The sequence below is a fragment of the Paenibacillus shunpengii genome, assembly GCF_042684905.1.
Taxonomy (GTDB): Bacteria; Bacillota; Bacilli; order Paenibacillales; family Paenibacillaceae; genus Paenibacillus; species Paenibacillus shunpengii.
Genome location: NZ_JBHUMJ010000002.1, coordinates 1,313,888 through 1,338,497 on the forward strand (window position 1 = coordinate 1,313,888; position 24,610 = coordinate 1,338,497).

Annotated in this window: 26 protein-coding genes; 21 read left to right on the forward strand and 5 right to left on the reverse strand. The window is 47.5% G+C overall.

Annotated features, from left to right (window positions below; all coding sequences use genetic code 11):
- Positions 1 to 58: 58 nt before the first annotated feature.
- The 10 genes from fapR to ftsY all read left to right on the forward strand — a co-directional run bounded on the left by fapR (position 59) and on the right by ftsY (position 11,978).
- The gene (gene fapR / locus ACFSVM_RS06245; protein WP_170862471.1) at positions 59 to 655 is read left to right on the forward strand and encodes a transcription factor FapR; all 597 of its coding nucleotides are present in this window, start codon (positions 59 to 61) and stop codon (positions 653 to 655) included.
- Positions 639 to 1,634 (forward strand): phosphate acyltransferase PlsX, encoded by a 996-nt coding sequence (gene plsX, locus ACFSVM_RS06250; protein WP_379260932.1) that lies wholly within the window; start codon positions 639 to 641, stop codon positions 1,632 to 1,634. Before fapR ends, plsX begins: the two co-directional genes overlap by 17 nt.
- A gap of 1 nt (position 1,635) precedes the next feature.
- Positions 1,636 to 2,631, forward strand: coding sequence for a beta-ketoacyl-ACP synthase III (locus tag ACFSVM_RS06255; RefSeq protein WP_379260934.1), 996 nt, complete (start codon positions 1,636 to 1,638; stop codon positions 2,629 to 2,631).
- Between the two features lie 75 nt (positions 2,632 to 2,706).
- A complete protein-coding gene (gene fabD / locus ACFSVM_RS06260) occupies positions 2,707 to 3,648 on the forward strand; it encodes an ACP S-malonyltransferase (RefSeq protein WP_076311187.1) in 942 nt (313 codons plus the stop codon).
- 53 nt (positions 3,649 to 3,701) lie between these two features.
- Complete coding sequence (fabG, locus tag ACFSVM_RS06265; protein WP_090723015.1) at positions 3,702 to 4,451, forward strand: 3-oxoacyl-[acyl-carrier-protein] reductase; 750 nt, start codon at positions 3,702 to 3,704, stop codon at positions 4,449 to 4,451.
- 118 nt (positions 4,452 to 4,569) lie between these two features.
- Positions 4,570 to 4,803 (forward strand): acyl carrier protein, encoded by a 234-nt coding sequence (gene acpP / locus ACFSVM_RS06270; protein ID WP_025334828.1) that lies wholly within the window; start codon positions 4,570 to 4,572, stop codon positions 4,801 to 4,803.
- A gap of 207 nt (positions 4,804 to 5,010) precedes the next feature.
- Positions 5,011 to 6,249, forward strand: coding sequence for a beta-ketoacyl-ACP synthase II (gene fabF, locus ACFSVM_RS06275; RefSeq protein WP_076311185.1), 1,239 nt, complete (start codon positions 5,011 to 5,013; stop codon positions 6,247 to 6,249).
- A gap of 14 nt (positions 6,250 to 6,263) precedes the next feature.
- Entirely contained in the window at positions 6,264 to 6,956 is a 693-nt protein-coding gene (gene rnc, locus ACFSVM_RS06280; protein WP_047909760.1) for a ribonuclease III, read from the forward strand.
- Between the two features lie 361 nt (positions 6,957 to 7,317).
- Positions 7,318 to 10,887, forward strand: a complete 3,570-nt coding sequence (gene smc / locus ACFSVM_RS06285) for a chromosome segregation protein SMC (RefSeq protein WP_076311184.1) — start codon at positions 7,318 to 7,320, stop codon at positions 10,885 to 10,887.
- Between the two features lie 83 nt (positions 10,888 to 10,970).
- On the forward strand, positions 10,971 to 11,978 hold the full coding sequence (gene ftsY, locus ACFSVM_RS06290; protein ID WP_090723012.1) for a signal recognition particle-docking protein FtsY: 1,008 nt from the start codon (positions 10,971 to 10,973) through the stop codon (positions 11,976 to 11,978).
- Positions 11,979 to 12,086: 108 nt separating this feature from the next.
- On the opposite strand, the gene ACFSVM_RS06295 is transcribed toward ftsY, so the two are convergent.
- From ACFSVM_RS06295 to ACFSVM_RS06315, 5 genes are read right to left on the reverse strand one after another with little or no spacing between them, the layout of a single operon-like run.
- Positions 12,087 to 12,290 (reverse strand): hypothetical protein, encoded by a 204-nt coding sequence (locus ACFSVM_RS06295; protein ID WP_047909757.1) that lies wholly within the window; start codon positions 12,288 to 12,290, stop codon positions 12,087 to 12,089.
- A 51-nt stretch (positions 12,291 to 12,341) separates the two neighbouring features.
- Positions 12,342 to 12,659, reverse strand: a complete 318-nt coding sequence (locus ACFSVM_RS06300; protein WP_076311182.1) for a hypothetical protein — start codon at positions 12,657 to 12,659, stop codon at positions 12,342 to 12,344.
- Positions 12,660 to 12,684: 25 nt separating this feature from the next.
- Positions 12,685 to 13,689 (reverse strand): polysaccharide pyruvyl transferase family protein, encoded by a 1,005-nt coding sequence (locus ACFSVM_RS06305; protein ID WP_379260939.1) that lies wholly within the window; start codon positions 13,687 to 13,689, stop codon positions 12,685 to 12,687.
- 1 nt (position 13,690) lies between these two features.
- Positions 13,691 to 14,932: a glycosyltransferase family 2 protein gene (locus ACFSVM_RS06310; RefSeq protein WP_379260941.1), complete on the reverse strand. Its 1,242-nt coding sequence runs from the start codon at positions 14,930 to 14,932 to the stop codon at positions 13,691 to 13,693.
- Entirely contained in the window at positions 14,925 to 15,950 is a 1,026-nt protein-coding gene (locus ACFSVM_RS06315; protein WP_379260943.1) for a glycosyltransferase, read from the reverse strand. The genes ACFSVM_RS06310 and ACFSVM_RS06315 overlap by 8 nt, the downstream gene beginning before the upstream one ends.
- 214 nt (positions 15,951 to 16,164) lie before the next feature.
- Between ACFSVM_RS06315 and wecB the strand changes: the two genes are divergently transcribed.
- The 11 genes from wecB to ylqF all read left to right on the forward strand — a co-directional run bounded on the left by wecB (position 16,165) and on the right by ylqF (position 24,466).
- The gene (gene wecB / locus ACFSVM_RS06320; protein ID WP_379260945.1) at positions 16,165 to 17,280 is read left to right on the forward strand and encodes a non-hydrolyzing UDP-N-acetylglucosamine 2-epimerase; all 1,116 of its coding nucleotides are present in this window, start codon (positions 16,165 to 16,167) and stop codon (positions 17,278 to 17,280) included.
- A 98-nt stretch (positions 17,281 to 17,378) separates the two neighbouring features.
- Positions 17,379 to 18,029: a PAQR family membrane homeostasis protein TrhA gene (gene trhA / locus ACFSVM_RS06325; RefSeq protein WP_076311176.1), complete on the forward strand. Its 651-nt coding sequence runs from the start codon at positions 17,379 to 17,381 to the stop codon at positions 18,027 to 18,029.
- Between the two features lie 157 nt (positions 18,030 to 18,186).
- Positions 18,187 to 18,543 (forward strand): putative DNA-binding protein, encoded by a 357-nt coding sequence (locus tag ACFSVM_RS06330; RefSeq protein WP_076311175.1) that lies wholly within the window; start codon positions 18,187 to 18,189, stop codon positions 18,541 to 18,543.
- A 39-nt stretch (positions 18,544 to 18,582) separates the two neighbouring features.
- Positions 18,583 to 19,956: a signal recognition particle protein gene (ffh, locus tag ACFSVM_RS06335; RefSeq protein ID WP_076311174.1), complete on the forward strand. Its 1,374-nt coding sequence runs from the start codon at positions 18,583 to 18,585 to the stop codon at positions 19,954 to 19,956.
- Positions 19,957 to 19,999: 43 nt separating this feature from the next.
- Complete coding sequence (gene rpsP / locus ACFSVM_RS06340) at positions 20,000 to 20,272, forward strand: 30S ribosomal protein S16 (protein ID WP_047909749.1); 273 nt, start codon at positions 20,000 to 20,002, stop codon at positions 20,270 to 20,272.
- Positions 20,273 to 20,298: 26 nt separating this feature from the next.
- Positions 20,299 to 20,529: a KH domain-containing protein gene (locus ACFSVM_RS06345; RefSeq protein ID WP_047909748.1), complete on the forward strand. Its 231-nt coding sequence runs from the start codon at positions 20,299 to 20,301 to the stop codon at positions 20,527 to 20,529.
- Between the two features lie 94 nt (positions 20,530 to 20,623).
- Positions 20,624 to 21,133, forward strand: a complete 510-nt coding sequence (gene rimM / locus ACFSVM_RS06350; RefSeq protein WP_090723002.1) for a ribosome maturation factor RimM — start codon at positions 20,624 to 20,626, stop codon at positions 21,131 to 21,133.
- Entirely contained in the window at positions 21,133 to 21,933 is an 801-nt protein-coding gene (trmD, locus tag ACFSVM_RS06355) for a tRNA (guanosine(37)-N1)-methyltransferase TrmD (protein ID WP_379260950.1), read from the forward strand. The genes rimM and trmD overlap by 1 nt, the downstream gene beginning before the upstream one ends.
- A 255-nt stretch (positions 21,934 to 22,188) precedes the next feature.
- Complete coding sequence (rplS, locus tag ACFSVM_RS06360) at positions 22,189 to 22,530, forward strand: 50S ribosomal protein L19 (protein WP_047909745.1); 342 nt, start codon at positions 22,189 to 22,191, stop codon at positions 22,528 to 22,530.
- 335 nt (positions 22,531 to 22,865) lie between these two features.
- Complete coding sequence (gene lepB, locus ACFSVM_RS06365) at positions 22,866 to 23,486, forward strand: signal peptidase I (protein WP_047909744.1); 621 nt, start codon at positions 22,866 to 22,868, stop codon at positions 23,484 to 23,486.
- 116 nt (positions 23,487 to 23,602) lie between these two features.
- A complete protein-coding gene (gene ylqF / locus ACFSVM_RS06370; protein ID WP_047909743.1) occupies positions 23,603 to 24,466 on the forward strand; it encodes a ribosome biogenesis GTPase YlqF in 864 nt (287 codons plus the stop codon).
- Positions 24,467 to 24,610: the final 144 nt, after the last annotated feature.

Sequence of the window (24,610 nt, forward strand, 5' to 3'; positions counted from 1 at the left end):
TAGAGTTAACGGGTCTTTTTAATGTCACATAAGCAGGGGGTGCTTGATCATAGAACGAATACCGAAGCGACAAAGACAGCAGCAGCTCACTCAAATGATTGAGGATAACCCTTTTATTACAGATCAAGAGCTGACAAGATTACTTAAGGTGAGCATTCAGACGATTCGACTGGATCGGATGGAACTGGGCATACCTGAACTTCGTGAGCGGATGAAGCTGATGGCTGAGAGATCGTATGATCAAGTGCGCTCATTGCCTTTGCATGAAATCATCGGGGATATTGTAGACCTTCAGCTGGATAAGAGCGGGATTTCCATTTTTGAGATTAGAGAAGAACATGTGTTTTCAAGAACAGGAATAGCTCGTGGTCATTATGTTTTTGCACAAGCCAATTCACTTGCTGTTGCTGTTATTAACGATGAGATTGCGCTGACCGCTTCTGCGGACATCCGGTTTGTAAGACCGGTGCATCTGGGGGAAAAATGTATTGCGAAGGCATATGTGCGTTCTACTCCTGAGCAGAAGGGCAAAGCAAAGGTAGAAGTGTTTGCTTATGTCGGAGAGGAAATGGTGTTTCAAGGAAACTTCGTCATTTACCGATCCGCCGGGCAAGATAGTGACGAAGGGGGAGTACATCATGAAGATCGTCATTGATGCAATGGGAGGCGACCATGCACCGGAGGCAACCGTCCAAGGTGCAGTGCTTGCTGCAAAGGAATGGAACGATACGGAGATTATACTGGTCGGCGATGAAGCGAAGATCAGCCCTTTGCTGGGAGCAGATCGCCCATCGGGTATAACGATAATACATGCTTCAGAGGTCATCGGTTCAGATGATGAGCCTGTAAGGGCGGTTCGGCGGAAGAAGGACGCATCTATGGTTGTTGCCGGTCGTATGCTTCGAGAAGGGCAAGCAGATGCAATGATCTCTGCCGGTAATACGGGCGCGCTGATGACGACAGGGCTCCTTGTGGTGGGCAGAATGGAGGGCATCGAGCGCCCGGCACTCGCCCCAATGATTCCTACGATCGACGATCGCGGAATGCTTGCTCTGGATCTTGGCGCGAACATGGATGCCAAGCCCGAGCATTTGGCTCAGTATGCACTTATGGGAAGCTTATATCGGCAGAAGGTGCATGGAATTAATCAGCCTAGGGTAGGGCTCCTCAATGTAGGTACCGAAGAAGGGAAAGGAAATGAGCTCACCAAGCATACGTTTCCACTTTTGAAGGAGCTGCCTATTCATTTTGTTGGTAATGTGGAATCAAGAGAAGTGCTGATGGGTGGATGTGATGTACTGGTATGTGACGGTTTTGCCGGCAATATCATGCTGAAGACGCTTGAAGGCACGGCTGCGGGCATTTTTTCTTTACTAAAAGAGCAGTTCTCCTCGTCGCTTAAGAGCAAGCTGGCAGCTGCAATGCTGATGCCGGAGCTCCGGGCGCTAAAGGGCAAGCTTGATTACAAGGAGCATGGAGGTGCGCCGCTGCTCGGTCTTAGTCGACTAGTCGTGAAGAGCCACGGCTCGGCTGATGCGAATGCAATTAAGAATGCGGTGCGTCAGGCAAGGCTGGCCATTTCCAACCAGTTGGTCGAAAGTATATCTAAGGAAATAAGCGGGAGAGTTGAGTGACATGATGAATACACAATTGCGTCCAGTCGGTGTCATTGGTACAGGTAAATACGTACCGGAAAAGATTCTGACGAATCATGATATGGAAAAAATGATGGATACCAATGACGAGTGGATTGTCTCCCGTACGGGAATTCGCGAGCGTCATATAGCGGCCCCTGAAGAAGCGACTTCGGATCTTGCATATGAAGCGGCCAAAGCAGCAGCTGCATCTGCAGGCATTTCACCAAGCGATATTGAGCTGATCATTGTTGCGACCATAACTCCGGACAGTGCGTTTCCTTCGACGGCTTGCATTTTGCAGGATAAGCTGGGAGCCAAGGGAGCTGCTGCGTTCGATTTGTCTGCAGCCTGCTCCGGCTTTGTATATGGCCTGGCTACGGCAACAAGCTTTATTCAATCGGGAATGTATAACAACGCGCTTGTTATCGGTGTTGACTGCTTGTCTCGCATTACGGATTATACAGATCGTAATACGGCTGTTCTGTTTGGAGATGGAGCGGGTGCTGTTATCTTGGGAGAGGTTCCTGAAGGCCGTGGATTCAAATCCTTCGATCTGGGTGCAGAAGGTGCCGGCGGGCCGCTGCTCAATATCCAAGCGGGCGGTTCCAGACTGCCAGCATCTGAGACTACGCTGGCTAACAAGCAGCACTACATTTATATGAACGGTAGAGAAGTATTCAAATTTGCAGTACGAGTAATGGGAACAGCAACGATTGATGTACTGGACAAGGCAGGACTAACCAAAGAAGATGTCGACTTGTTCATTCCGCATCAAGCCAATATCCGTATTATTCAGTCTGCAATGCAGCGTCTTGAGCTTCCTGAAGATAAAGTCGTCATTAACGTTGATAAATATGCGAATACTTCCGCCGCCTCCATTCCATTAGCACTGGTAGAGGCGGCTGAAGAGGGCCGGATGAAGGCAGGAGACACCATTCTAATGGTTGGATTCGGCGGCGGTCTGACTTGGGGAGCCTCCGTGCTTGTGTGGTAATAACTTACCATCAAGGCATTACAAGGTGCTCACTGCGAGTTTTTTACTCTAGATCGATAAAGGAGCAATGAATAGATGGGGAAAATCGCTTTTGTATTTCCGGGTCAAGGCTCACAGGCCGTTGGGATGGCGAAAGATGTATATGATAACGTAACGTCCTCACGCCATGTCTTTGAGACAGCGGACGAGAAGCTTGGTTTTTCGCTGAGCTCGCTGATCTTTGATGGTCCGGATACCGAACTTAAACAAACGAAAAACACACAGCCAGCACTTTTGACAGCAAGTATTGCTTTATATGAAGCTCTGCGTGAGAAAGGAATTACCGCTGATTATGCAGCTGGACACAGCTTGGGTGAATACAGTGCGCTGGTCGCAGCGGGCGTGATATCCTTTGAGGATGCAGTTGCTGTGGTTAGGGCAAGAGGGACTTTCATGGAAGAAGCCGTTCCGGGCGGACGTGGAGCTATGGCTGCCGTGCTCGGGGCTGATCGTGATCAGCTTGCGCAGCTATGTGAGAAAATTTCCGCTCAAGGGAAGGACTCTCTCGTAGAGTTGGCGAACCTTAATTCACCGGGACAGATTGTGGTATCCGGTCTTAAAGACGGTGTGGCACAGCTGATCGATCGTGTGAAGGAAGCTGGAGCGAAACGAGCTATTCCTCTTGAAGTCAGCGGTCCTTTTCATACTTCACTGATGAAAGAGGCAGCCGCTAGACTTGGCGATCAGCTCTCCTCTGTAGAGCTTCGTGATGCGAGCATACCTGTGGTAGCAAATGTGACCGCTGAGCCCGTAACGGAGGCTGAAGTGATTCGTGAGCTTCTGGTGCAGCAGGTATATTCTTCTGTCAAATGGGAAGATACCGTGGAATGGCTGATTGATCAGGGCGTAGACACTTTCGTGGAAATTGGCCCTGGCAGCGTACTCAGTGGACTGATCAAGAAGGTAAGCAGAACAGTTACAGTATATAACGTAAACAGCCTGGATAGTTTGAATGCCCTTGCTGCTGAGCTGAAATAGTCAGCACAACATCATTCTAAGCAGGTATATTTGGGGAAAGGAGGAACAACAAGATGACGACTACACTACAAGGCCAGGTTGCTCTAGTCACAGGTGCATCCCGCGGAATAGGGCGCAGTATCGCTCTAGCTCTGGCAGATGCAGGTGCTGATGTTGCGGTGAACTATGCGGGCAACGAAGCCGCTGCGGCCGAAGTTGTACAGCTTATAGAAGCCAAAGGGGTAAGAGCTATCGCGATTAAAGCGAATGTAGGCATTACGGCTGAAGCAGACCAATTGGTGAAAGAAACGCTGGACCAGCTGGGCAGAATTGATATTCTGGTGAATAATGCAGGTATTACTAGAGATAATTTAATCATGCGTATGAAGGAAGAGGAGTTCGATCAAGTGATCGAAACCAATTTGAAGGGCGTCTTTAATTGCCTCAAAGCGGTGACTCGTCCCATGATGAAACAGCGCTATGGTCGAATTATCAATATTTCATCTGTAGTGGGTGTGCTGGGTAATCCAGGTCAAGCCAACTATGTAGCTGCCAAGGCAGGAGTCATTGGTCTTACTAAATCCTCAAGCCGGGAGCTGGCTTCCCGCGGAATTACGGTGAACTGCATCGCTCCTGGATTTATTGAAACCGAAATGACACAGGGCTTGTCTTCTGAACTCGTAGAAGGTATGCTGTCAGGGATTCCGCTCTCAAGGCTTGGACGCCCTGAAGAAGTGGCAGGAGTTGCTCTATTCCTTGCTTCCGAGTCTGCATCCTATATGACAGGTCAAACCCTGCATGTGGATGGCGGTATGTACATGTGATTTTGCCCGTAATTGAAGCATAGATGAAGTGCTTGTTCGCCTTCAATTCGAAGGTGATGTAGGCTCTATGGCATTTTACGATTGATTCTCGTATAATACGGAAAGGGAGGTGAACCGGATGTCCGACGTATTGGAACGCGTAAAACGTATCGTAGTAGATCGTTTAGGCGCTGACGAAGCTGAAGTAACATTGGAAGCATCATTCAAAGATGATTTGGGTGCTGACTCTCTAGATGTTGTTGAATTGGTGATGGAACTCGAAGACGAGTTTGATATGGAGATCTCTGATGAAGATGCAGAGAAAATTACGACCGTAGGTGAAGTTGTAAACTACATACAATCTCATACCTAAGTCATTTAGAGGAGGCTCCGTGAGTTAAGCAGGTCTTATCTCATATGGAGCTTCCCCTCCAATTTTGCAAACCAAAGGCATAAAGCCCTTATGAAGGCCCATTTTATAGGTGTTTGTTATCTTAACGACATGTATAGAATGGGTTTCATTACATTAAAATCTGTTAATTGCATAGCAATATGCAGTCGATATAGAGGTGAAATGAATTTGAAACAAAGAGTTGTGATTACAGGCATGGGTGTAATGACCCCGATTGGTAAGGACCTGGATACGCTATGGAACAGTCTGATGGAAGGTAAATCTGGAGTATCGCTTGTCGAAGCCTTTGATGTGAGCGACTACAACTCCAAGATTGCAGCTTCGATTAAGGATTTTAATCCAGAAGATTACATGGAGCGTAAGGATGCGCGCAAGATGGACCGCTTTGTTCAATTTGCTGTTGCAGCCGGAGGTCAGGCAATACAAGACAGTGGACTGCAAATCGGAGAGAATATAGATGCTGAACGAATCGGTGTATCTGTAGGCTCGGGGATTGGGGGTCTCGGTACTTGGGAGGACCAGCACAATATCCTTTTGGAAAAAGGCCCGAAGCGGGTAAGCCCGTTCTTCATTCCGATGATGATTGCGAATATGGCATCAGGTCAGCTGTCGATCAGCTTTGGTGCGAAGGGCCCTAATACAACACAAGTCACGGCTTGTGCTACAGGAAGCCATTCCATTGGAGATTCCATGCGAATGATTCAGCGTGGAGATGCCGACGCCATGATCTGCGGCGGGGCAGAAGCTACCATTCGTCCAACAGGTATGGCAGGATTTAATTCCATGCGTGCGATGTCAACCCGTAATGATGAGCCGGAAAAAGCAAGCCGTCCATTTGACTCGGATCGCGATGGCTTTGTCATGGGAGAAGGCGCTGGAATTCTGATTCTTGAATCCCTGGAGCATGCGCTTGCTCGAGGTGCTCGTATTTATGGTGAGGTTGTCGGTTATGGCCTGTCTGCGGATGCGAAGCATATGACGGATCCAGATCCGGAAGGCGGCGCACGCAGCATGAAGATGGCGATCAAGGACGCTGGTATCAGCCCTGAGGATGTTGATTATATCAACGCTCATGGAACATCTACGCCGGTTGGCGACAAATCCGAAACAGAAGGCATTAAGCTTGCACTCGGTGAACACGCCTATAAGGTGGCAGTGAGCTCTACCAAATCGATGACAGGTCATATGCTCGGAGCAGCGGGTGGAGTTGAAGCGATCATTTGTGCACTGGCACTTCAGAATCAGAAGATTCCGCCAACCATTAATTTGGAGAATCCGGATCCTGCTTGTGATCTGGATTATGTACCGAATGTTCCGCGTGAAGCTGAACTGGAATACACGCTTTCCAATTCCTTCGGATTCGGCGGACACAATGCAACTGTAATTCTCAAAAAATATGAATCATAAGGGGTCCGATTCGATTGAATGCAGATCTGAAACAATTAGAGCGCAAACTTCAAATCGAGTTTAACAATCGCAAATTGTTAAAGCAGGCCTTTACTCATGCTTCATATGTGAATGAGCACAGATTCAGTCAAAGCCAGGATAACGAACGACTCGAGTTTCTCGGGGACGCTGTACTTGAGCTGACGGTATCAGAGTATCTATACAATGAACATCCTAATCGTCCGGAAGGAGAACTCACCAAGATGAGGGCCGCACTTGTACGCGAGCCCTCACTCGTGAAATTTGCTGAGGCTTTGGAATTCGGCAAATATGTACTTCTGGGCAAAGGGGAAGAACTGACAGGAGGCAGGAATCGTCCTGCTCTCCTGGCAGATGTCTTCGAATCATTTATCGGTGCTCTTTATTTGGACCAAGGCCTTGCTGCAGTGAAGAAATTTTTGGACAAGCACATCTTTGCCGGCCTTATTGTGGAAGGCGAACTCGTGCTTACTGATTTCAAGACTGAATTACAGGAATTGACTCAGCATCATAATATGGGTGTGCTCGAATATCGAATTGTTGAGGAAAAAGGCCCTGCTCACGAGAGGGAGTTTGTCTCCGAAGTTTATATGGGCAGTCAGAGATTAGGCCGTGGTAACGGCCGCTCGAAAAAGGAAGCTGAGCAAAAGGCGGCACAAATCGCATTAAGTACACTGAAGCTGCCTTAGGAATCGATCGGCAGACTGTTTTAGCGGATTCTTAAGGTATAAGAAAATCTAACGAAGCAGTGAGATCTTCTTATATCTTAAGAACAAGAAATCAGCCGTTTATTTGGCGGCCTGTCTTTTCTTACAAACGAAGAGCAAAGAGCAGCCCGCTTTAGTTGTCAGGCTAATGATGAATGGGAAGGACTGCTTTTTGCTCTTCTTTTTGTTGCTTTGAGGATGGTGGATTCATTCCGAATGAAGATATGTTATGCTCGTAATATGTAGAAGAAATGGACTTCAAGAGACGTTTCCCCTACAATAATAACGGATGTACATACCCGTGTAGGACCGTGGCAAGAAGCTTGGAGGTGTCAAAAACAAGATGTATTTAAAACGTATAGAGCTGTCAGGCTTTAAATCGTTTGCCGATCGAACAGAGATGGAATTCGTTCGCGGTATAACCTCTGTTGTAGGCCCCAACGGGAGTGGGAAGAGCAACATTTCTGACGGCATCCGTTGGGTTCTTGGAGAACAGAGTGCAAAATCACTGCGCGGCGGCAAGATGGAAGACATTATTTTTGCCGGCAGTGATACTCGTAAGCCTGTAAATTTTGCCGAGGTATCACTGACCTTGGATAATGAAGATCATGCCTTATCTCTGGATTTTGGTGAAGTCACGGTAACACGCCGTGTTCATCGCAGCGGGGATAGTGAATATTTTATTAACAAACAGTCCTGCCGACTTAAGGATATTACGGAGCTGTTCATGGATACCGGTATTGGTAAAGAAGCTTATTCGATTATCGGACAAGGGCGGATTGAGGAGATTTTGAGTACGCGCTCCGAGGATCGCAGAGGTATCTTTGAAGAGGCATCCGGTATTGTTAAATATAAATCACGTAAAAAAGATGCGGTGCGGAAGCTGGACGATACAGAGCAGAATTTGCTGCGGATACATGATCTGGTGACGGAACTGGAGGATCAGATCGGACCCCTCAAGGAGCAGTCTGAGAAGGCGAAGCATTATAAAGAGCTCAGAGCAGAATTGAAGCAGCAGGAGCTGTCTTTATACGTGTATCAGATCGAGCAGATTCATACGGCCTGGAGTGAAGCGACGGAGAAGCTGCAAGAGCTTAAGGAACAGCAGCTGGAATTATCTACGATCGTATCTAGACATGATGCCATACTAGAGCAGGATCGGACAGAGCTTCGTCAGGTAGAAGAGGCCGTGGAGCGCCTGCAGGGCGAGCTCCTGCACTACAGTGAAGCTACCGAGAAAAGTGAAGGGTATCGCGAGCTGCTCAAAGAACGGCTGAAGAATCTCGAAGCGAACCGGGAGCAGCTGCTCAATTCCTTGAACGGAAGTGAGGAGCGTTATGCGGAGCGTGAGGCTGAGCTGGACGGTCTTAAGAGCAAGCTGGCTGGACTGCAGCAGGAGCTTGATGAGCTGCGTGAACAGCTGTCTGCCGAGGAAGCGAAGCTGGTTGGCGTAACTGGAGGGATCAGTCAGGAGCAGGAGGAGAGCCTCAAAGGTAACCTCTTGGAGCTGATGAACCAAATGGCTCAGGCACGTAATGAGATTCGATATGCCGATCAGCAGAAGGAAGCAATCGAGCGGAGACTGAACCGTGCTGGTGAAGAATCAGACAAGTGGGAGCTTCAGAAGACAGATCTTCTTAAACGCAAGGGAGAGCTGACTCAGCAGATTGAGAAGATGGGTGCGGAGATCAGCTCATTGCGCAATGGATATATTACGGAAAGTGAACGGCTTCAATCGCTGCAGAAGCTCTTATCCGAGAGTCAGAGCACGGTTCGAAAATGGGAGCAGAAGCGTGAGGCACAAGTTTCAAGACGCGATACAATGAAGGAAATGCAGGATGACTTTGATGGGTTTAACACGGGTGTCAAGGAAGTTCTCAAGGCATCCAGAAAGAATGTGCTTCATGGTGTCCATGGTGCGGTTGCAGAACTGATCAAAGTACCTGAGCGAGTAGAGATGGCCGTTGAAACTGCGCTTGGAGCATCGCTCCAGCATGTGGTCATGGAGAATGAAGCTGTCTCCCGCCAGGCGATCTCCTTCCTGAAGCAGCGTCAGCTTGGCAGAGCGACTTTCCTGCCGCTGGACGTAATCAGGCCACGCGCAATCGGTGCTTCAGATCGAAATATGATCTCTGAATTGCAGGGGTTTGTCGGCGTAGGTGCCGAGCTCGTGCAGTTTGATTCAAAGTATGAAGCTATTGTAGGAAGCTTGCTCGGTAACGTAATTATTTCGGAGAATCTAGAAGATGCGAACCGAATTGCGGCACGCTGTCAGTATCGTTATCGTGTCGTTACACTTGAGGGTGATGTGGTCAATGCAGGCGGCTCCATGACCGGGGGCAGCCAGTACCGTAAGAATTCAAGTCTCTTGTCCCGTAAACGCCAGCTCGATCAGCTGGATCACGATATTATGGAGACCGAGAATCAGATTATTAAGCTGCATCGAAGTCTGGAAGAAGTGAAGGCGCAGATGGAGCAGTGTCAGATCAGTCTGGACACGCTTCGTCAGGATGGCGATGAGAAACGGGCAGAAGAGCAGCAGGCCTCACTGTCGCTCAAACAGCTTGAACATGAGCTGGCGCATGTGCTTACCCAGGTTGAAGCTGCAGGTGCGGAGAAATCTGGCTTCAAGGACGAAATCAAAGCACTTGAAGATACCCGCACAGCTGCTGAACAGTTGCTGGTGAAGCTGGAGGAAGAGGAGAAGGCGACACATCAAGCCATTCACGCTGCCGAGTTTGCGCGCAAAGCGAATGAATCTGCCAAGGAGGAGCTCCAGAACTCGCTGACGATATTGAAGGTTCGTGAGGGCAAGCTGGATCAGGAGCGCTTCTCTGTAGAAGAGCAGGTCCGTAGAATGGAGCGCGAATACGAGAATTCGGACAAGGAACGGTACCGGAATCGTACGATGCTGGCCTCTGTGGAAGCAGATCTCAAAACCAATGCAGAGGAGAGCGTCAAGCAGACGGAGGACTTGAACCGCTATCGCCTCAAGAAGGAGGAAGCTTCCAAGGAGCTGGATTTCAAGCGTGCAGCCAGAGCCCAGCTTACGAAGAAGCTTGAGCTTGAAGAGAATGAAACCAAAGAACAGCGGATCAGCCTGAAGGCCTGTGAAGACGAGCTTCGTCAGACGGAGATCAGTGTCAATCGTCTGGATGTGGAGCTTGAAAATATTTTGAAAAAGCTGAATGACGAATACGAGCTGTCTTATGAGCTTGCGAAGCAGCACTACTCCATTCCGGAAGATATTGAAGGCAGCAAGGCGGAAGTGCAGAAGCTGAAACGAAGCATTTCTTCGCTGGGAGAAGTGAATCTCGGCGCGATTGAGGAATATGAACGTGTTAACGAACGTTATCTCTTCCTCAGCGAGCAAAAGGATGATCTGGTTGAAGCCAAGACGACACTTTATCAGGTCATTAAGGAAATGGAAGATGAAATGTCTAAACGCTTCAAGACGACATTTGATGCAATTAAGCGTGAATTTGGCACGGTGTTCTCGAAGCTGTTCGGCGGAGGTAGAGCAGATCTGATTCTGAATGAACCGGACAAGCTGCTTACGACAGGAATTGAGATTGTCGCACAGCCGCCGGGCAAGAAGCTCCAGAATCTGCAGCTCCTCTCTGGTGGCGAACGAGCCTTGACCGCCATGGCACTGCTGTTTGCGATTCTCCATGTTCGCCCGGTGCCATTCTGTGTTCTGGATGAAGTCGAGGCAGCGCTGGATGAAGCTAACGTCGTTCGTTTCGCTCAGTACTTGCGTGAATTCTCGGAGCAAACCCAGTTTATCGTTGTAACGCACCGCAAAGGAACGATGGAGGAAGCGGATGTGCTGTATGGTGTTACCATGGAAGAGGGCGGCGTATCGAAGCTGGTCTCGGTGAAGCTGGAGAATGAGGAAGCAGAAATTGCTTAAGTACGGAATCTAATTCATAATTCCTTCTCGTGATGAGTTATGTATTGGATAAAAGTATTGTAATTCTAAGTTGGAGGGAACCTATGAGTTTCTTTAAAAAGCTGAAAGAAAGTATATCAACAAAAACAGAATCGGTAACGAATATTTTTAAAGATGGTCTCGAGAAAACACGTAAAGGCTTCGTTGAAAAGGTATCCGATCTCGTTATCCGCCGTAAGAAGATTGATGAGGAATTCTACGAGGAGCTTGAGGAGATCCTGATCGGTGCCGACGTAGGTGTCAACACGGTTATGGATTTGATTGATGATCTGCGTGCCGAAGTGAAGAAACGGAAGATTCAGGATGCGGCTGAGCTGCAGCCGGTGTTGTCCGAGAAATTAACTGCGCTTCTGCGTTCAGAGCAAAATAACAGTCTTAACATGAATAAGGATGGCATCACCGTAATCCTCTTTGTTGGTGTGAACGGTGTAGGCAAAACAACGACGATTGGCAAGCTGGCCCATCGCTTTAAGAATGAAGGCAAGAAGGTTCTTCTTGCTGCAGGAGATACATTTAGAGCAGGCGCCATTGAGCAGCTGGAAGTATGGGGACAGCGTGCAGGCGTGGATGTGATCAAGCAGCAAGCTGGATCTGATCCAGCGGCCGTTATGTTTGATGCGGTTCAGGCGGCGAAGCAGCGCGGCGCTGATGTTCTTCTCTGCGATACGGCCGGAAGACTTCAGAACAAAACAAATCTGATGGAAGAGCTGAACAAAATCTTCCGTGTCATTCAGCGAGAAATTCCAGGTGCTCCGCATGAAGTGCTCATGGTCCTTGATGCAACTACAGGACAGAATGCATTGAGCCAGGCCAAACTGTTTGGAGAGAAGAGCGGGGTTACTGGTCTCGTACTCACGAAGCTGGACGGCACTGCTAAGGGTGGTATCGTTATTGCGATTCGTCAAGAGATGGATATTCCCGTCAAGCTTGTTGGACTTGGAGAGAAGGCAGACGATCTGCAGCCATTTGATTCGGAACAGTTCGTACACGCCTTGTTTGCAGGATTGATTCAGGATGCCGAGACTGAAGAAGCAGACAGTGAAGTGAAATAATGCAGCGTGAGCTGAAATCATAAGAAGAAGACCGTTTCCATTAAAAGGATTCGGTCTTCTTTTTCATATTAGTGCCATATAGCTTCTATAACGTTCTTAGCTCATATCCTATACGGCCAGAACACGCACGAGCTCAACTGAAGACAAAGGAACCACAGCCACATCTCCAGGCGGACCGTAAATAATCGGTGGTATTTGCAGGACAAGCGTTGTCTCATCAATGGAGATGAGCGTTCCGTCCAAATAATCGTTAGCCGTCAGTACCTCTACCTCGCTTCCCAAGAAGCCGCGAATCATATCTCTAAAATTCATATCAAGTACCTCCTTAGACTTAGTGGCATATGCAAGCTTAGAGCAGCCTTTTTATTGAGCAACCGATATTTGTGAGAAAGGAATGATGACGATGTCACCGCTCGTTTCGCGAATCTCAACGGCATCCTTACCAACCGCAAGCACCGTACCAAGAACAGTAACGCTGCTGGTGCTGATACTGATGTTTTGACCCATTTTACTCTCCAGAAATTGCTGCAGCGGTGGATTCGCGACGATTCCAGAGCGGACCTCGGTTTCCAATTGCTCGATACGAGCATTTAACATGTCTACTCTTTCCGTCAATAATGCCTGCTGGACTTCCAGCTGCTTGATTCTTGCCCATATACGGGAGTGAAAAAAGAAACACATCGCTCATTGACCTCCTTGATGTTATCTATTCTAGTGACTCTATTTCCGACACGAGCTGGGTTAGCTCGGAATTGCTCTCATGCTCGGCCTGACGAATAAGCGGCAGTGCAGCTCTCACTTCCTCAGGACCGTTCTTAATAAATCGGTTAATGATATCTTCATAGATTTCAAAGGGCTGTGCGTAATCGCAATAGTAATGATTCAGATGGAAGCGCGACAGCAGATGCTTCACTTTCCCCATCTTACTGAAGGCAAGTACAGGTACTCCTGCCCGTAGTGCCACGAGAGTGGGGTGCAGCTTGTAGCTGATCAGATAATCCATGGACTGAATCACGTTATAGGTGATGTCTGTTTCCAGTAAGAGGGATAGCGTCTGAACCGACGCAGCACTGTCAATCTCCTTCATTTTTTGTTCAAGCAGCTTGCAAGTGCTGTAATCCGAGAAGTTGTTCGAAGGATGGTTAATGACAGGGATAAGCACGATATGGAAACCCTCTGTGCTTAGCCTAAGCAGCAGTTGAACCATGGCTTCCATTGGAAAAGAAGGGTAGGAGAACAGACAAACGCCGATCGTTTTTCGAACAGAGAATCGTTTCACGGGGAACGGATGCTGCTGGTAAGCAAAGACCATATCCTGTGCCGTTTCAGGCGTTGAATGAAGCTTCGCGATCGTGGCCAGCTCTTGTGATTTCTGGTCTCTAAAAATGGCACGTCTTGCCTTCTGAATGTACTGCTTGTGGAGCTCGACCTGATCTGCCGGCCACGTCTCAGGAGGATACGTATCCACGATCCCGACCCCATACAGCCACATGGGGTGCTCGGACAGGGCTGCCGGAAAATAGTAGCTGCTGAATTTATAGGGAGTAATCAGATCTCCGCCGCCAATGATAACAGCATCCACCCTTGCAGGATCCATATAACCATTCCAAGGAAATAAGGTATGCTTGCTAAAAGCCTGCTGCAACGTTTTGAGAAACAGATCATCTCCGAAATTCCCCATGCCGTAATACCCGCTAGCTGCAATTTTCATATCATTTCACCTCCTTCTCCAAATGTTCCTTCCACAATGGATAGAGCGGCAAATGCTGCTGGCTGATGCTTCTCGGATAAATGACTCGGTGATATACTGTTTCGTCTGTCTGTACATATGCATCGTGCTTGAGTATTTTTTGGCAGAGAGCAATATCCTCAAATATTCTTCCATAAAGGCCAGGCAGCACAGTCCATCCGCCTACATACTGAAGTGCCTTCATGCTATACATGCGCGGAACAGGAGGGTGAGCATGGCTGGCAGATTCGAGCTTCCCGTCAAAATAGTCCGTACCTCGGTAATACAAATCACCATGCTTACTGCGGCGCCACACTCCGCATCCACCTGTCACGAGACCTGAATCTGGATGTAGTGAAATGACGGTTAGCAGTGCTTCAAGAGCGTTTGTCGCAAGCCAGTCGTCACCGTCCAGCTCTAGCACATAGGTTCCGTTCGCATGCTCAAGCAGATGATTCATCATTACTGCCTTGCCTTCATTCGTATTAGAGTGAATGACTCGAATGCGTGAATCCATCGTGTAATGGTTAATAAGCTCGGCCGTATTGTCCGTTGAAGCGTCGTTGCCGATGAGGAGCTCCCAGTTCGGATAGGTCTGTGCAAGCACGGAGCGGATTGCCCACTCTACGGTTTTGCCCATATTAAATACACTTAGCATGATGGTTATGAGCGGTGTATGGTCGAGTGAGTTCAGCGAATGGGAAGGCACAGGGGGAGTGGTGGAACGTCGTATTACCGAAAGGATGGGATGACAGGAGCTTTTATCGTTGCAGTTGCTAACAGTAGGAGGAGTAGCGAGAACATAATTCCTATGCTGCTGCTTGGCAGACAGGAACATAGGCTGGAGTGCTTCAGACAGGCGGGTTACACGATCCAACGAGGAGCAGCGGGCGTGCAGTTCACAGCCCAGCCAGAAGGCGGAGGGCAGAGATCGTACATGACCTGTATCTGAAAGAGTGAAGCATTCCTTCCGAAAAATAAAGCGGTCTCCTGGGCAAACGACACAAAGGGTATCGGGAGATAGTTCGTGCAGTTCGGCTTCAAGCCGCATCTTGTTGTGATCGGATATATGAAGAGCAGCGGGAGACCATACGAGCCATTGTGCAGAGCACTCTAATAAATGGTCACAAATCGATTGATATAAATGGAGAGCGTTGTTGTTATGTGCGGCTGTTCGTTTGCTGAAGGCTGCGCCCGTAAGGTAGACGGTATATATATTATTCATGTAATCCTTTGAGCTGAAGGGTATTGTGTATCACTCCATCTGCTGCTTCTCCGCGCTGGACCCAAGTATTCTCTCTTGCATAGGCAATTCGTGCTAATCTTGCTGCAGGATCCTCCTGTTCAAAGAGCATTTGCCCCAGCTTGCCAATAAAATCCTCGTGAGTCGTTGCCGTAGTGACATACGGTTCCATCCGAATACATTCCGGCAGTGCGGTAGAGAGGACTTTGACTCCAGTAGCCATGTATTCATAAGCCTTCACGGGATTAGTGGCGAGGGTGATGGGATGATATAGGAAAGGTATGACCGCAACATCGATATGCTGTAAATACTTCTTCAGCTCACTATGCGGCTTCTCTCCCAGAATGTGAACATTCGGCAGGGTGCCGTAACCTGGAATGTCCCCGTAAGGTGCACCAATAGAGACAAACTGCACATTCGGATATTGCTCCGCTGCCTTCGCAAACAATGCATGATCGACCCAATAAGCCCAAGCGCCAATATAGGCGACCGTTGGACCTGCAGGAAGATCATGAGGTCTATGAACGGCAGGAGTATCAAACATGCTGGCATCCGCCGCATTAGGAATAAGAGTGATGGGTTTGTCAGGGTAGGCTAACGATAAACGTGTGCGGATTGTTTCAGCGGTTGCAACCAGATGATCGGCAGATTCAACCATCCGATGCTCGTATTTTGCCCAATGTGGAAACTCGTCACAGCAATCATAGATAACGGCATCCGGACGATAGATCGATGCAAGTCTTGTTCTCTGCTTAGCCCAGGTCGTCCAGACGACAACGGGATGCTCTTTTCTTAATTTGTCCAGATGTCTCTTAACAAACGAATGGTGATCGGTAAACAAATGTACACCAGGTTCTACTTCCTCCAGCTGACTGTTCATGGGTGCAAGATTCTCGAAGAACACATGGTGCCCTCTGGCTCCAAGCTCAGTCATCAGCTGCTGCGGTCGCTGCCGCATAAACTTCCAGTTCATTGTCTTAGGATAGATGATAACTGCCATGCGATGGATAACCTCCTTAGTCGTCACTCTAATTACAGGTTATGCATTGATAGATTAGTAGAAACCGGCAGCTGTCCTATTCAGAAATAAATAGTTTAAGGTCCTTTTTCATAGAGTGCCGTTACGAGATGGAGAGACTCTCTCATATATAGATAAGGGTTGAAGCAATTGTTCAACTTATCCAATAAGTGAATAGAGGGGGAGTGCTGATCACATGGAGGAACATCGAATCAGGGTACTTGTTGTGTTCGGAACGAGACCTGAAGCTATCAAAATGGCGCCCATAGTAAAAACACTAGAGGCGGCACCTGACATTGAGCCCATTGTGTGTGTTACCGGGCAGCATGAGGAGATGCTGGCTCAAGTATTGAAAGCATTTGATATCGTACCGCATATTGAATTGAAAGTGATGCGGGAGGCGCAGACGCTGTACGGCTTGACCGCCCGTTTGATAGAATCACTTGAGCCTGTCATGAAGGCCGAGAAATATGACCTTGTGCTCGTCCATGGTGATACGTCTACGGCTTTTTCAGCTGCACTCTGTGCATACTATGCTCAAATCCCGATCGGTCATGTCGAAGCCGGACTGCGGACGTATGACAAATATGCGCCCTTTCCGGAAGAAATGAACAGGGAATTCATAGGCCGTGTTGCAGATCTGCACTTTGCACCTACCACTACAGCTGCCAAAAGGCTCGCAAGCGAGCACCGGAAAGAGCATGTTTACGTGACAGGCAACACATCCATTGATGCTCTGCGCTGGACGATCAAGAAAGAGTTCGACCATCCACTGTTATCGAAGCTGCATCCTGGAACCAGAAAGATATTCATGACCATGCATCGGAGAGAGAACTGGGGCAGTCCAATGAAACAGGTGTTTCAGGCCGTGAAAGAGATCATTAAGCAGGATCGGACACTTGAGCTGATTTATCCGGTCCATCCGAATCCAGCAGTAAAGGACCTGGCATTCGAGATGCTCGGCGAAACGGAACGCATTCATTTGATTGAGCCGCTTGATGTTAGTGACATGCATAATATGATGAATCATGCTTACGTTATTCTGACCGATTCGGGAGGGATTCAGGAAGAGGCGCCGTCGCTCGGTAAGCCCGTACTCGTCCTCCGTGACAAAACGGAACGGCCGGAAGGTGTCAAGGCAGGTACGCTTCGCTGTGTAGGGACAGAGTATGAAAAGGTCAAGAAGGAGATCGAGCTGTTGTTGTCAGGAGGAAAAAGATATCAGCGCATGACAAGAGCTGCCAATCCTTATGGGGACGGTCATGCTTCAGATCGAATTGCATCCATTATATTGAAGTATTTTGCAGATTGACGCTAAAGATGAACATTAGCCGTGAACGTAGTATAATATGTAGAAAGATTTCGGTTCTGCGAAAATAGCAGGCAGCGGATGTTGAAAGGATGGATTCTATGGCTAACACCTATACCTATACTCGAAGAGAGGAAGTCGCAAATGCCATTACCCATGGAATAGGGGCTCTCCTCAGTGTTGCAGCGCTCGTACTGCTTATTGTTGCCGCAAGTGTGAATGGAACAGCTTGGCATGTTGTCAGCTTTACGGTTTATGGAGTGTCCATGCTGCTCTTGTACATCAGCTCTACTTTCGTACATGCTCTGAAGGATGGCAAAGCGAAGGATCTATTTGAGATTTTTGATCACTCCTCCATCTACTTATTTATAGCAGGAACGTATACTCCATTCTTGCTGGTCGCGATTCGCGGTACACTCGGCTGGACCCTGTTTGGAATCATATGGGGAATTGCCTTGTTCGGTGTAGCTTTCAAGGCGTTCTTCACCAAGCGGTTTCTGTTTATGTCTACCTTGTTCTACATTGCGATGGGCTGGCTGATCGTCATTGCGTGGGCTCCATTAACCGCCGCAATTCCTTCAGGAGGAATAGTTCTTCTTGTTGCCGGAGGACTTTGTTATACGCTGGGTACGATCTTTTATGTCTGGCGCGGCTTTCCGTTTCATCATGCCATTTGGCATTTATTCGTTCTGGCAGGCAGTGTGCTGCATTTCTTTGCCGTCATTATTTATCTGACACCCATCAGATTATAGATGCTTAGAAGTCTAATATGTGGCTGTAGATCTCAAAAATAAAATCGATGAGAAGATGACAAGGATTTATGCTTGACATCTTCTTTTGTTTTTTGTAAGATAGAGAACGTTAATGAGTGTAAAGTGTTTTTCCTTGACGAAGGGAGTGTCCCTCAAGATGAGTCAGGAGAATCGGCTTGAGAAGACGAATCGAATCAACTTACTGTTTGATTTTTATGAAAACCTGTTAACTGAGAAGCAGCAGACTTTTCTGAAGTATTATTTTCATGATGATTTCTCCTTGGGAGAGATTGCCTCCGAATTTGAGATTAGTCGACAAGCGGTTTACGAGCACATTAAGCGTGCAGAGCAGGTACTTGAAATGTATGAGGATAAACTCGGCTTGCTTGAGAAGCATGAACGGCGGCTTATGAATCTAGAGAAGCTTAAAGCCATGATTGAATCAAGCGGGATGACGAGTGAAGACAAACATAGAATGAATGAAATGATGAACCACCTGGAGGTTCTGGAATAGGGATTACCCTTCGCAATATGAACTTTAGGAGGTGTGTTTATGCCATTTGAAGGATTAACAGCTCGACTTACCAATGTATTCAGCAAGCTTCGCGGCAAAGGGAAAGTAAGCGAGGAAGACGTTAACGAAGCGATGCGAGAGGTGCGTCTTGCCTTGCTTGAAGCTGATGTTAACTTCAAGGTCGTCAAGCAGTTTATTTCGAAAGTCAAAGAGAAGGCCGTCGGTAAGGAAGTGATGGAGAGCTTCACGCCTGGCATGGTCATCATTGACATCGTAAATAAAGAGCTGACCGAGCTGATGGGCGGAAGCCAGTCTAAGCTGGCTAAGGCAAACAAACCGCCGACAGTCATTATGATGGTCGGTTTACAGGGTGCCGGTAAGACGACAACCACAGGTAAGCTCGCGAAGCTCTTGCAGAAGCAAAATGCAAAGCCGCTCCTTGTGGCTGGCGATATTTACCGTCCTGCGGCGATCAAGCAGCTGCAGGTGCTTGGAGAGCAGCTCAAGGCACCGGTATTCACTTTAGGTGACAAGACAAGCCCGGTAGAGATTGCGAAGCAAGGCTTACAGCATGCCAAGGACAACGGTCACGATTATGTTATTATTGATACGGCTGGTCGTCTCCATGTAGATGAAGAGCTGATGGAAGAGCTTCGGTTAATTCACAGCAATGTGAATCCGGATGAAGTGCTTCTCGTCGTCGATGCAATGACAGGTCAGGATGCAGTTAACGTAGCAGAGCATTTTAACTCGCAGCTATCGCTTACTGGCGTCGTGCTTACGAAGCTGGATGGAGATACGCGCGGTGGTGCTGCCCTCTCCGTCAAAGCAGTGACCGGGTGCCCGATCAAATTTATCACCCTGGGTGAGAAACTGGATGCACTTGAACCGTTCCATCCGGAACGCATGTCCTCCCGAATTTTGGGCATGGGTGATATGCTGTCCTTGATCGAGAAGGCCCAGTCGAACATTGATACGGCAAAGGCGAAGGAAATGGAACAGAAGATGCGGACCGCATCGTTCACGTTCGAAGATTTTCTTGAGCAAATGGACCAGATCAAGAAGCTTGGACCACTGGATCAGCTCATGGACATGATTCCTGGGATGAGCAATATGAAACAGACCAAGGATCTTAAGGTTGATGATAAGCAGATGAATCGGATCGAAGCCATCGTCTTCTCTATGACAAGAGAAGAGAAGCAGAATCCAGAGATCATCAATCCATCCCGCCGCAAACGGATTGCAGCAGGCAGCGGAACTACCGTTGCGGAAGTTAATCGTCTGATTAAGCAGTTCGATGAAATGCGTAAAGTAATGAAGCAATTCAGCGGTATGATGGGGCCGAAGGGCAACAAGAAAGCAATGAAGCAGCTTAAAGGACTCGGTAAGGGAATGAAATTTCCTTTCCGTTAAGCCGAGCTTACAATATATATTTTATTGAAGGAGGTGAATTTTCGTGGCAGTTCGTATTCGTCTGAAACGTATGGGAGCTCATAAAGCGCCTTTCTATCGTGTGGTTGTATCGGATTCCCGTTCCCCGCGTGATGGCCGTTTTATCGAGGAAATCGGTTACTACAATCCGGTTGAACAACCAGCAGTGGTTAAGATCGATGAAGATAAAGCACTCAAATGGCTTCAAAATGGTGCGCAAGCATCTGATACAGTTCGCAACTTGCTTAGCAAAGCGGGTGTAATGAAGAAGTTCCATGAGCTTAAACAACAGAAATAATTAGGTGCTGATAACGGAGGGTATCTATGGAACAATTAGTCGGCGTTATTGCGAAGGCTTTGGTAGATCATCCGGAAGATGTGTCGGTCCGGACACTGGAGAAGGATCGCCTTGTTGTCTATGAATTGACCGTGCATCCTGAGGATGTGGGGAAAGTGATCGGCAAGCAGGGGAGGATCGCGAAAGCACTCCGTACGGTCGTCACATCTGCAGCAGTTAAGATGGATAAACGGGTTACCGTCGATATCATATCTTAAAGATATACGAAAGGGGGTTAGGATGCATGTCCTAGCCCTTTTTCGTACATGCTTATATAACTTAGCCTTGTCTAATTGAAATACAGGAGGACCTATGTCACAATTTTTTAATGTAGGAAAAATCGTAAATACCCACGGGATTCGTGGTGAGCTGAAAGTACTCCCGCTGACCGATTTCCCTGAAGAGCGCTTTGCTAAAGGGAGCAAGCTGGTTATCGATACGGGGGAGGGACAACTGCCTGTAACGGTAGAGTCGGCAAGGCTTCACAAAAATATGTTTGTCGTGCGTTTGAACGACTTTACCAACATCAATGAAGTAGAAAAATATAAAGGCATGATGCTGAAAGTGTCTGCTGAGTATCAAACTGAACTGAGTGAAGACGAGTTCTACTTCCATCAGATTGTCGGCTGCGAAGTGGTAACTGATGAAGGAGAGACACTTGGCACGATCAAAGAGATCCTGACTCCAGGAGCGAATGACGTTTGGGTGGTCAAAGCAAACAACGGCAAAGAGATTCTGCTTCCTTATATTGACGATGTCATTTTGCATGTTGATGTTGTGAATCAAAAGGTAATCGTGCATCTGATGGAAGGATTAGTGTAATGAAGGTTGATGTATTAACCCTGTTTCCGGAAATGTTTCATGGTGTATTTGGTACCAGCATATTAGGTAAAGCACAGGCCAAAGGAATTGTTTCCTTAAACGCTCTGAATTTCCGTGAATACGCAGGGAACAAGCATGGACAAGTAGATGACATGCCATACGGCGGCGGCGGCGGAATGGTGCTGAAGCCAGAGCCGATTTTTGCAGCAGTGGAAGATTTGCTGAATGAAGCGGAGCAGGATGCCCAATCGACTGCTGCTGCAAAATCAGCTGATGAGACACAGCCAGAGGCTTCTTCTGCCAAGCAGCCGCGCATTATTCTGATGTGCCCTCAAGGAGAGACCTTTACGCAGAAGAAGGCAGAGGAGCTGTCCAAAGAAGAGCATCTCATCTTTATATGTGGTCACTACGAAGGCTATGATGAGCGAATTCGAGAGCATCTCGTCACGGATGAGATCTCGACCGGAGATTATGTGCTGACAGGTGGAGAACTGCCTGCAATGGTCGTGATAGACAGTGTGGTGAGACTGCTTCCAGGAGTGCTGGGTAACGAGACAAGTGCAGTTACAGATTCATTCAGCACCGGTTTGCTAGAGTACCCTCACTATACCAGACCTGCGGAGTTTAGAGGCCATAAGGTACCTGATATCCTGCTGTCAGGTCATCACAAAAACATTGATGCTTGGCGCAGAGAACAGTCCTTACTTCGGACGCTGACCAGACGTCCAGATCTGCTGGAGCAGGTGGAGCTGACGAAAAAGGAGAAAGTATGGCTGGATCAGGTTAAACGGCATGAGTAGATTAAGAAGCCCGGGATTTGCTAGATTGTTACATCGTGGATACAACAATATGCTGAATCAGACACCAAATGGCATGAATCTGCATGCACCGGTGAGTTTATGAGAAAAAAAGTTCTTAATGCTTGCATTACTTCGTAATAACATGTTATAATTTTTCTGTTGTGTGGAATACGGTGGTCCGCTGTGGATGATGATGGATAACAGAAGGTTATCCGGAAGAGACATGAACACCTGTACGGAAGGAGGGAGTCATAGATGAATATCGTCCAAGCGATTACACAAGAACAATTGCGTAAAGATTTGCCGAACTTTCGTCCTGGTGACACTGTAAAAGTGCACGTTAAGGTTATCGAGGGAACTCGCGAACGTATCCAGTTGTTCGAAGGTGTAGTAATCAAACGCCGTGGTGGTGGAATCAGTGAGACTTTTACAGTTCGTAAAATTTCTTACGGTGTAGGTGTGGAAAGAACTTTCCCGCTTCATTCCCCAAAAATCGATAAACTCGAAGTGGCTCGCCGTGGTAAAGTGCGTCGTGCGAAGCTTTATTATCTTCGTGAACTTCGCGGTAAAGCAGCGAGAATTAAAGAAATTCGTTAATATAACGAATAAACGGAAAGGGCTTGGAAACAAGCCCTTTTCGCTTTTTTATGTAAAAGTGATTGTTCGTTTAAGATGGTTTACGTTCTTATATTCAGGAATAATATAGCTCATGTGAATATGAACAATATAGAATATAATCTATTGATGTGATATAGAGGAGCGCTCGCCCTCCGATCGGAGAGATGAAGTTGTATCCTGCTAAGATTTCTCTTACAATATTTTCAGAGGAAACGATCTTGACAACAGATGGTATGTCTCTAACCAGATTTCATACATAGAATATGTCTAGATGCATCGTTTCGATGACATGGATGAGGAAGTGAGGACAAGCGATGGAGCAGGATGTACAGAATGAACGATTGAATACACCGGAGAATGGGAATTCTAAGTCAAAGAAAGTAAAGAACGAGATTTGGGAATGGATCAAAGCCATTGCAATTGCATTAGTGCTTGTGTTTATTATCCGATTCTTCTTGTTCAAGCCTTTTATTGTTGACGGACCATCGATGCAGCCGAATTTTCATACAGGGGAAAGAGTCATTGTGAACCAGATTCTGTATGATATCAGGCAACCTGAACGCGGAGAGGTCGTTGTCTTCCATGTACCTTCTGAGAACCGGGATTTCATTAAGCGGGTCATTGCTGTTGAAGGGGACACGGTTGAAGTCACTGGAGATACCTTGCGAGTAAACGGCGAAGTTGTGGAGGAGCCTTATCTGCAAGAAGCGATTGCAGAGGCACAGGCGAATGGCGGACAGTATAACACTTATAACTTCCCGAATGAGTATTTCCCGGACGGCACTGTGCCGGAAGGTCATATTTTTGCCCTTGGTGATAACCGTGGGAACAGTACAGACAGCCGCATGATTGGATATGTGCCGCTTGAGGATATTGTAGGACGTGCCGACGTTATTTTCTGGCCGCTGAAGGATATCGAATGGATTAATCACTGATTTTGAAATTTAGAGGACAAACTATACCGGTTTGATCTGTAGATACTCATGATAGAAGCACCTCAGGGTATGATACAAATGGATCCAACTGTTTGTGAAAAAGAAGGTGAATTGCGATGACCATACAATGGTTTCCAGGACATATGACGAGAGCCCGTCGACAAATTCAGGAGAAGCTGAAATTGATTGATGTCGTCATTGAACTGGTGGATGCACGGCTTCCATTATCCAGCCGTAACCCGATGATTGATGAAATATTGCAGGACAAGCCAAGAATGATTCTGCTGAACAAGTCGGATTTGGCTGACCCGAAGGTAACGGAAGAATGGATCAAGTATTTTAAAGAAGAAGGGCATACTGCACTCGCTGTCGATGCCAATACAGGTACTGGAGTTAAGGATATCCCCTCAACTGCCAAGATCTTGTTGAAGGAAAAGATCGATCGGCAAATTGCCAAAGGCATGAATCCGAGAGCGATTCGCGCACTGATTGTGGGCATTCCGAATGTCGGTAAATCGACATTGATCAACCGTTTGGCCGGCAGAAATATCGCGGCGACCGGTGATCGACCAGGCGTAACCAAAGGGCAGCAATGGATCAGAGTTGGTAAGGAAATTGAACTCCTGGATACGCCAGGTATTCTGTGGCCTAAATTTGAAGATCAGAATGTGGGCTACCGTCTGGCCGTTACGGGTGCAATAAAGGAAGAGATTCTTAACGTGGAGGACATTGCTTTCTTCGCGATCAAATATCTTGCTCAGTATTACTGGCCGGCAATGCAGGAGCGTTACGGCTTGTCTGAAGCTCCGAAGGATTCGGAAGATCCGGATCAAATTGTTGCCGTTATGGAAGAGATCGGGCGTAAGCGCGGTGCTGTCATGAGCGGAGGACGAATTGATCTGGAGAAGGCTTCCTCCTTGATGCTTAGAGAGCTAAGAGGCGGCAAGCTTGGTCGATTCAGTCTAGAATCTCCTTTTTAATGTGAAACATGCTGATGCCGTAACCTATTAAATAGGAATACCGCAAGCAATACAATCCCCTGCAGCGTACTGCAGGGGATTGCTGTATTATCCAGCTTCTATATGTTTCTACCCTATTGATACATATGTTATGATATTGGTTAT

Excerpts from the sequence above, each read along its gene's own strand:
- plsX (WP_379260932.1), top strand. The coding sequence starts at position 639 with ATGAAGATCGTCATTGATGCAATGGGAGGCGACCATGCACCGGAGGCA.
- ACFSVM_RS06255 (WP_379260934.1), top strand. The coding sequence starts at position 1,636 with ATGATGAATACACAATTGCGTCCAGTCGGTGTCATTGGTACAGGTAAA.
- fabD (WP_076311187.1), top strand. The coding sequence starts at position 2,707 with ATGGGGAAAATCGCTTTTGTATTTCCGGGTCAAGGCTCACAGGCCGTT.
- fabG (WP_090723015.1), top strand. The coding sequence starts at position 3,702 with ATGACGACTACACTACAAGGCCAGGTTGCTCTAGTCACAGGTGCATCC.
- acpP (WP_025334828.1), top strand. The coding sequence starts at position 4,570 with ATGTCCGACGTATTGGAACGCGTAAAACGTATCGTAGTAGATCGTTTA.
- smc (WP_076311184.1), top strand. The coding sequence starts at position 7,318 with ATGTATTTAAAACGTATAGAGCTGTCAGGCTTTAAATCGTTTGCCGAT.
- ftsY (WP_090723012.1), top strand. The coding sequence starts at position 10,971 with ATGAGTTTCTTTAAAAAGCTGAAAGAAAGTATATCAACAAAAACAGAA.
- ACFSVM_RS06295 (WP_047909757.1), bottom strand. The coding sequence starts at position 12,290 with ATGAATTTTAGAGATATGATTCGCGGCTTCTTGGGAAGCGAGGTAGAG.
- ACFSVM_RS06300 (WP_076311182.1), bottom strand. The coding sequence starts at position 12,659 with ATGTGTTTCTTTTTTCACTCCCGTATATGGGCAAGAATCAAGCAGCTG.
- ACFSVM_RS06305 (WP_379260939.1), bottom strand. The coding sequence starts at position 13,689 with ATGAAAATTGCAGCTAGCGGGTATTACGGCATGGGGAATTTCGGAGAT.
- ACFSVM_RS06310 (WP_379260941.1), bottom strand. The coding sequence starts at position 14,932 with ATGAATAATATATATACCGTCTACCTTACGGGCGCAGCCTTCAGCAAA.
- ACFSVM_RS06315 (WP_379260943.1), bottom strand. The coding sequence starts at position 15,950 with ATGGCAGTTATCATCTATCCTAAGACAATGAACTGGAAGTTTATGCGG.
- wecB (WP_379260945.1), top strand. The coding sequence starts at position 16,165 with ATGGAGGAACATCGAATCAGGGTACTTGTTGTGTTCGGAACGAGACCT.
- trhA (WP_076311176.1), top strand. The coding sequence starts at position 17,379 with ATGGCTAACACCTATACCTATACTCGAAGAGAGGAAGTCGCAAATGCC.
- ACFSVM_RS06330 (WP_076311175.1), top strand. The coding sequence starts at position 18,187 with ATGAGTCAGGAGAATCGGCTTGAGAAGACGAATCGAATCAACTTACTG.
- ffh (WP_076311174.1), top strand. The coding sequence starts at position 18,583 with ATGCCATTTGAAGGATTAACAGCTCGACTTACCAATGTATTCAGCAAG.
- ACFSVM_RS06345 (WP_047909748.1), top strand. The coding sequence starts at position 20,299 with ATGGAACAATTAGTCGGCGTTATTGCGAAGGCTTTGGTAGATCATCCG.
- rimM (WP_090723002.1), top strand. The coding sequence starts at position 20,624 with ATGTCACAATTTTTTAATGTAGGAAAAATCGTAAATACCCACGGGATT.
- trmD (WP_379260950.1), top strand. The coding sequence starts at position 21,133 with ATGAAGGTTGATGTATTAACCCTGTTTCCGGAAATGTTTCATGGTGTA.
- rplS (WP_047909745.1), top strand. The coding sequence starts at position 22,189 with ATGAATATCGTCCAAGCGATTACACAAGAACAATTGCGTAAAGATTTG.
- lepB (WP_047909744.1), top strand. The coding sequence starts at position 22,866 with ATGGAGCAGGATGTACAGAATGAACGATTGAATACACCGGAGAATGGG.
- ylqF (WP_047909743.1), top strand. The coding sequence starts at position 23,603 with ATGACCATACAATGGTTTCCAGGACATATGACGAGAGCCCGTCGACAA.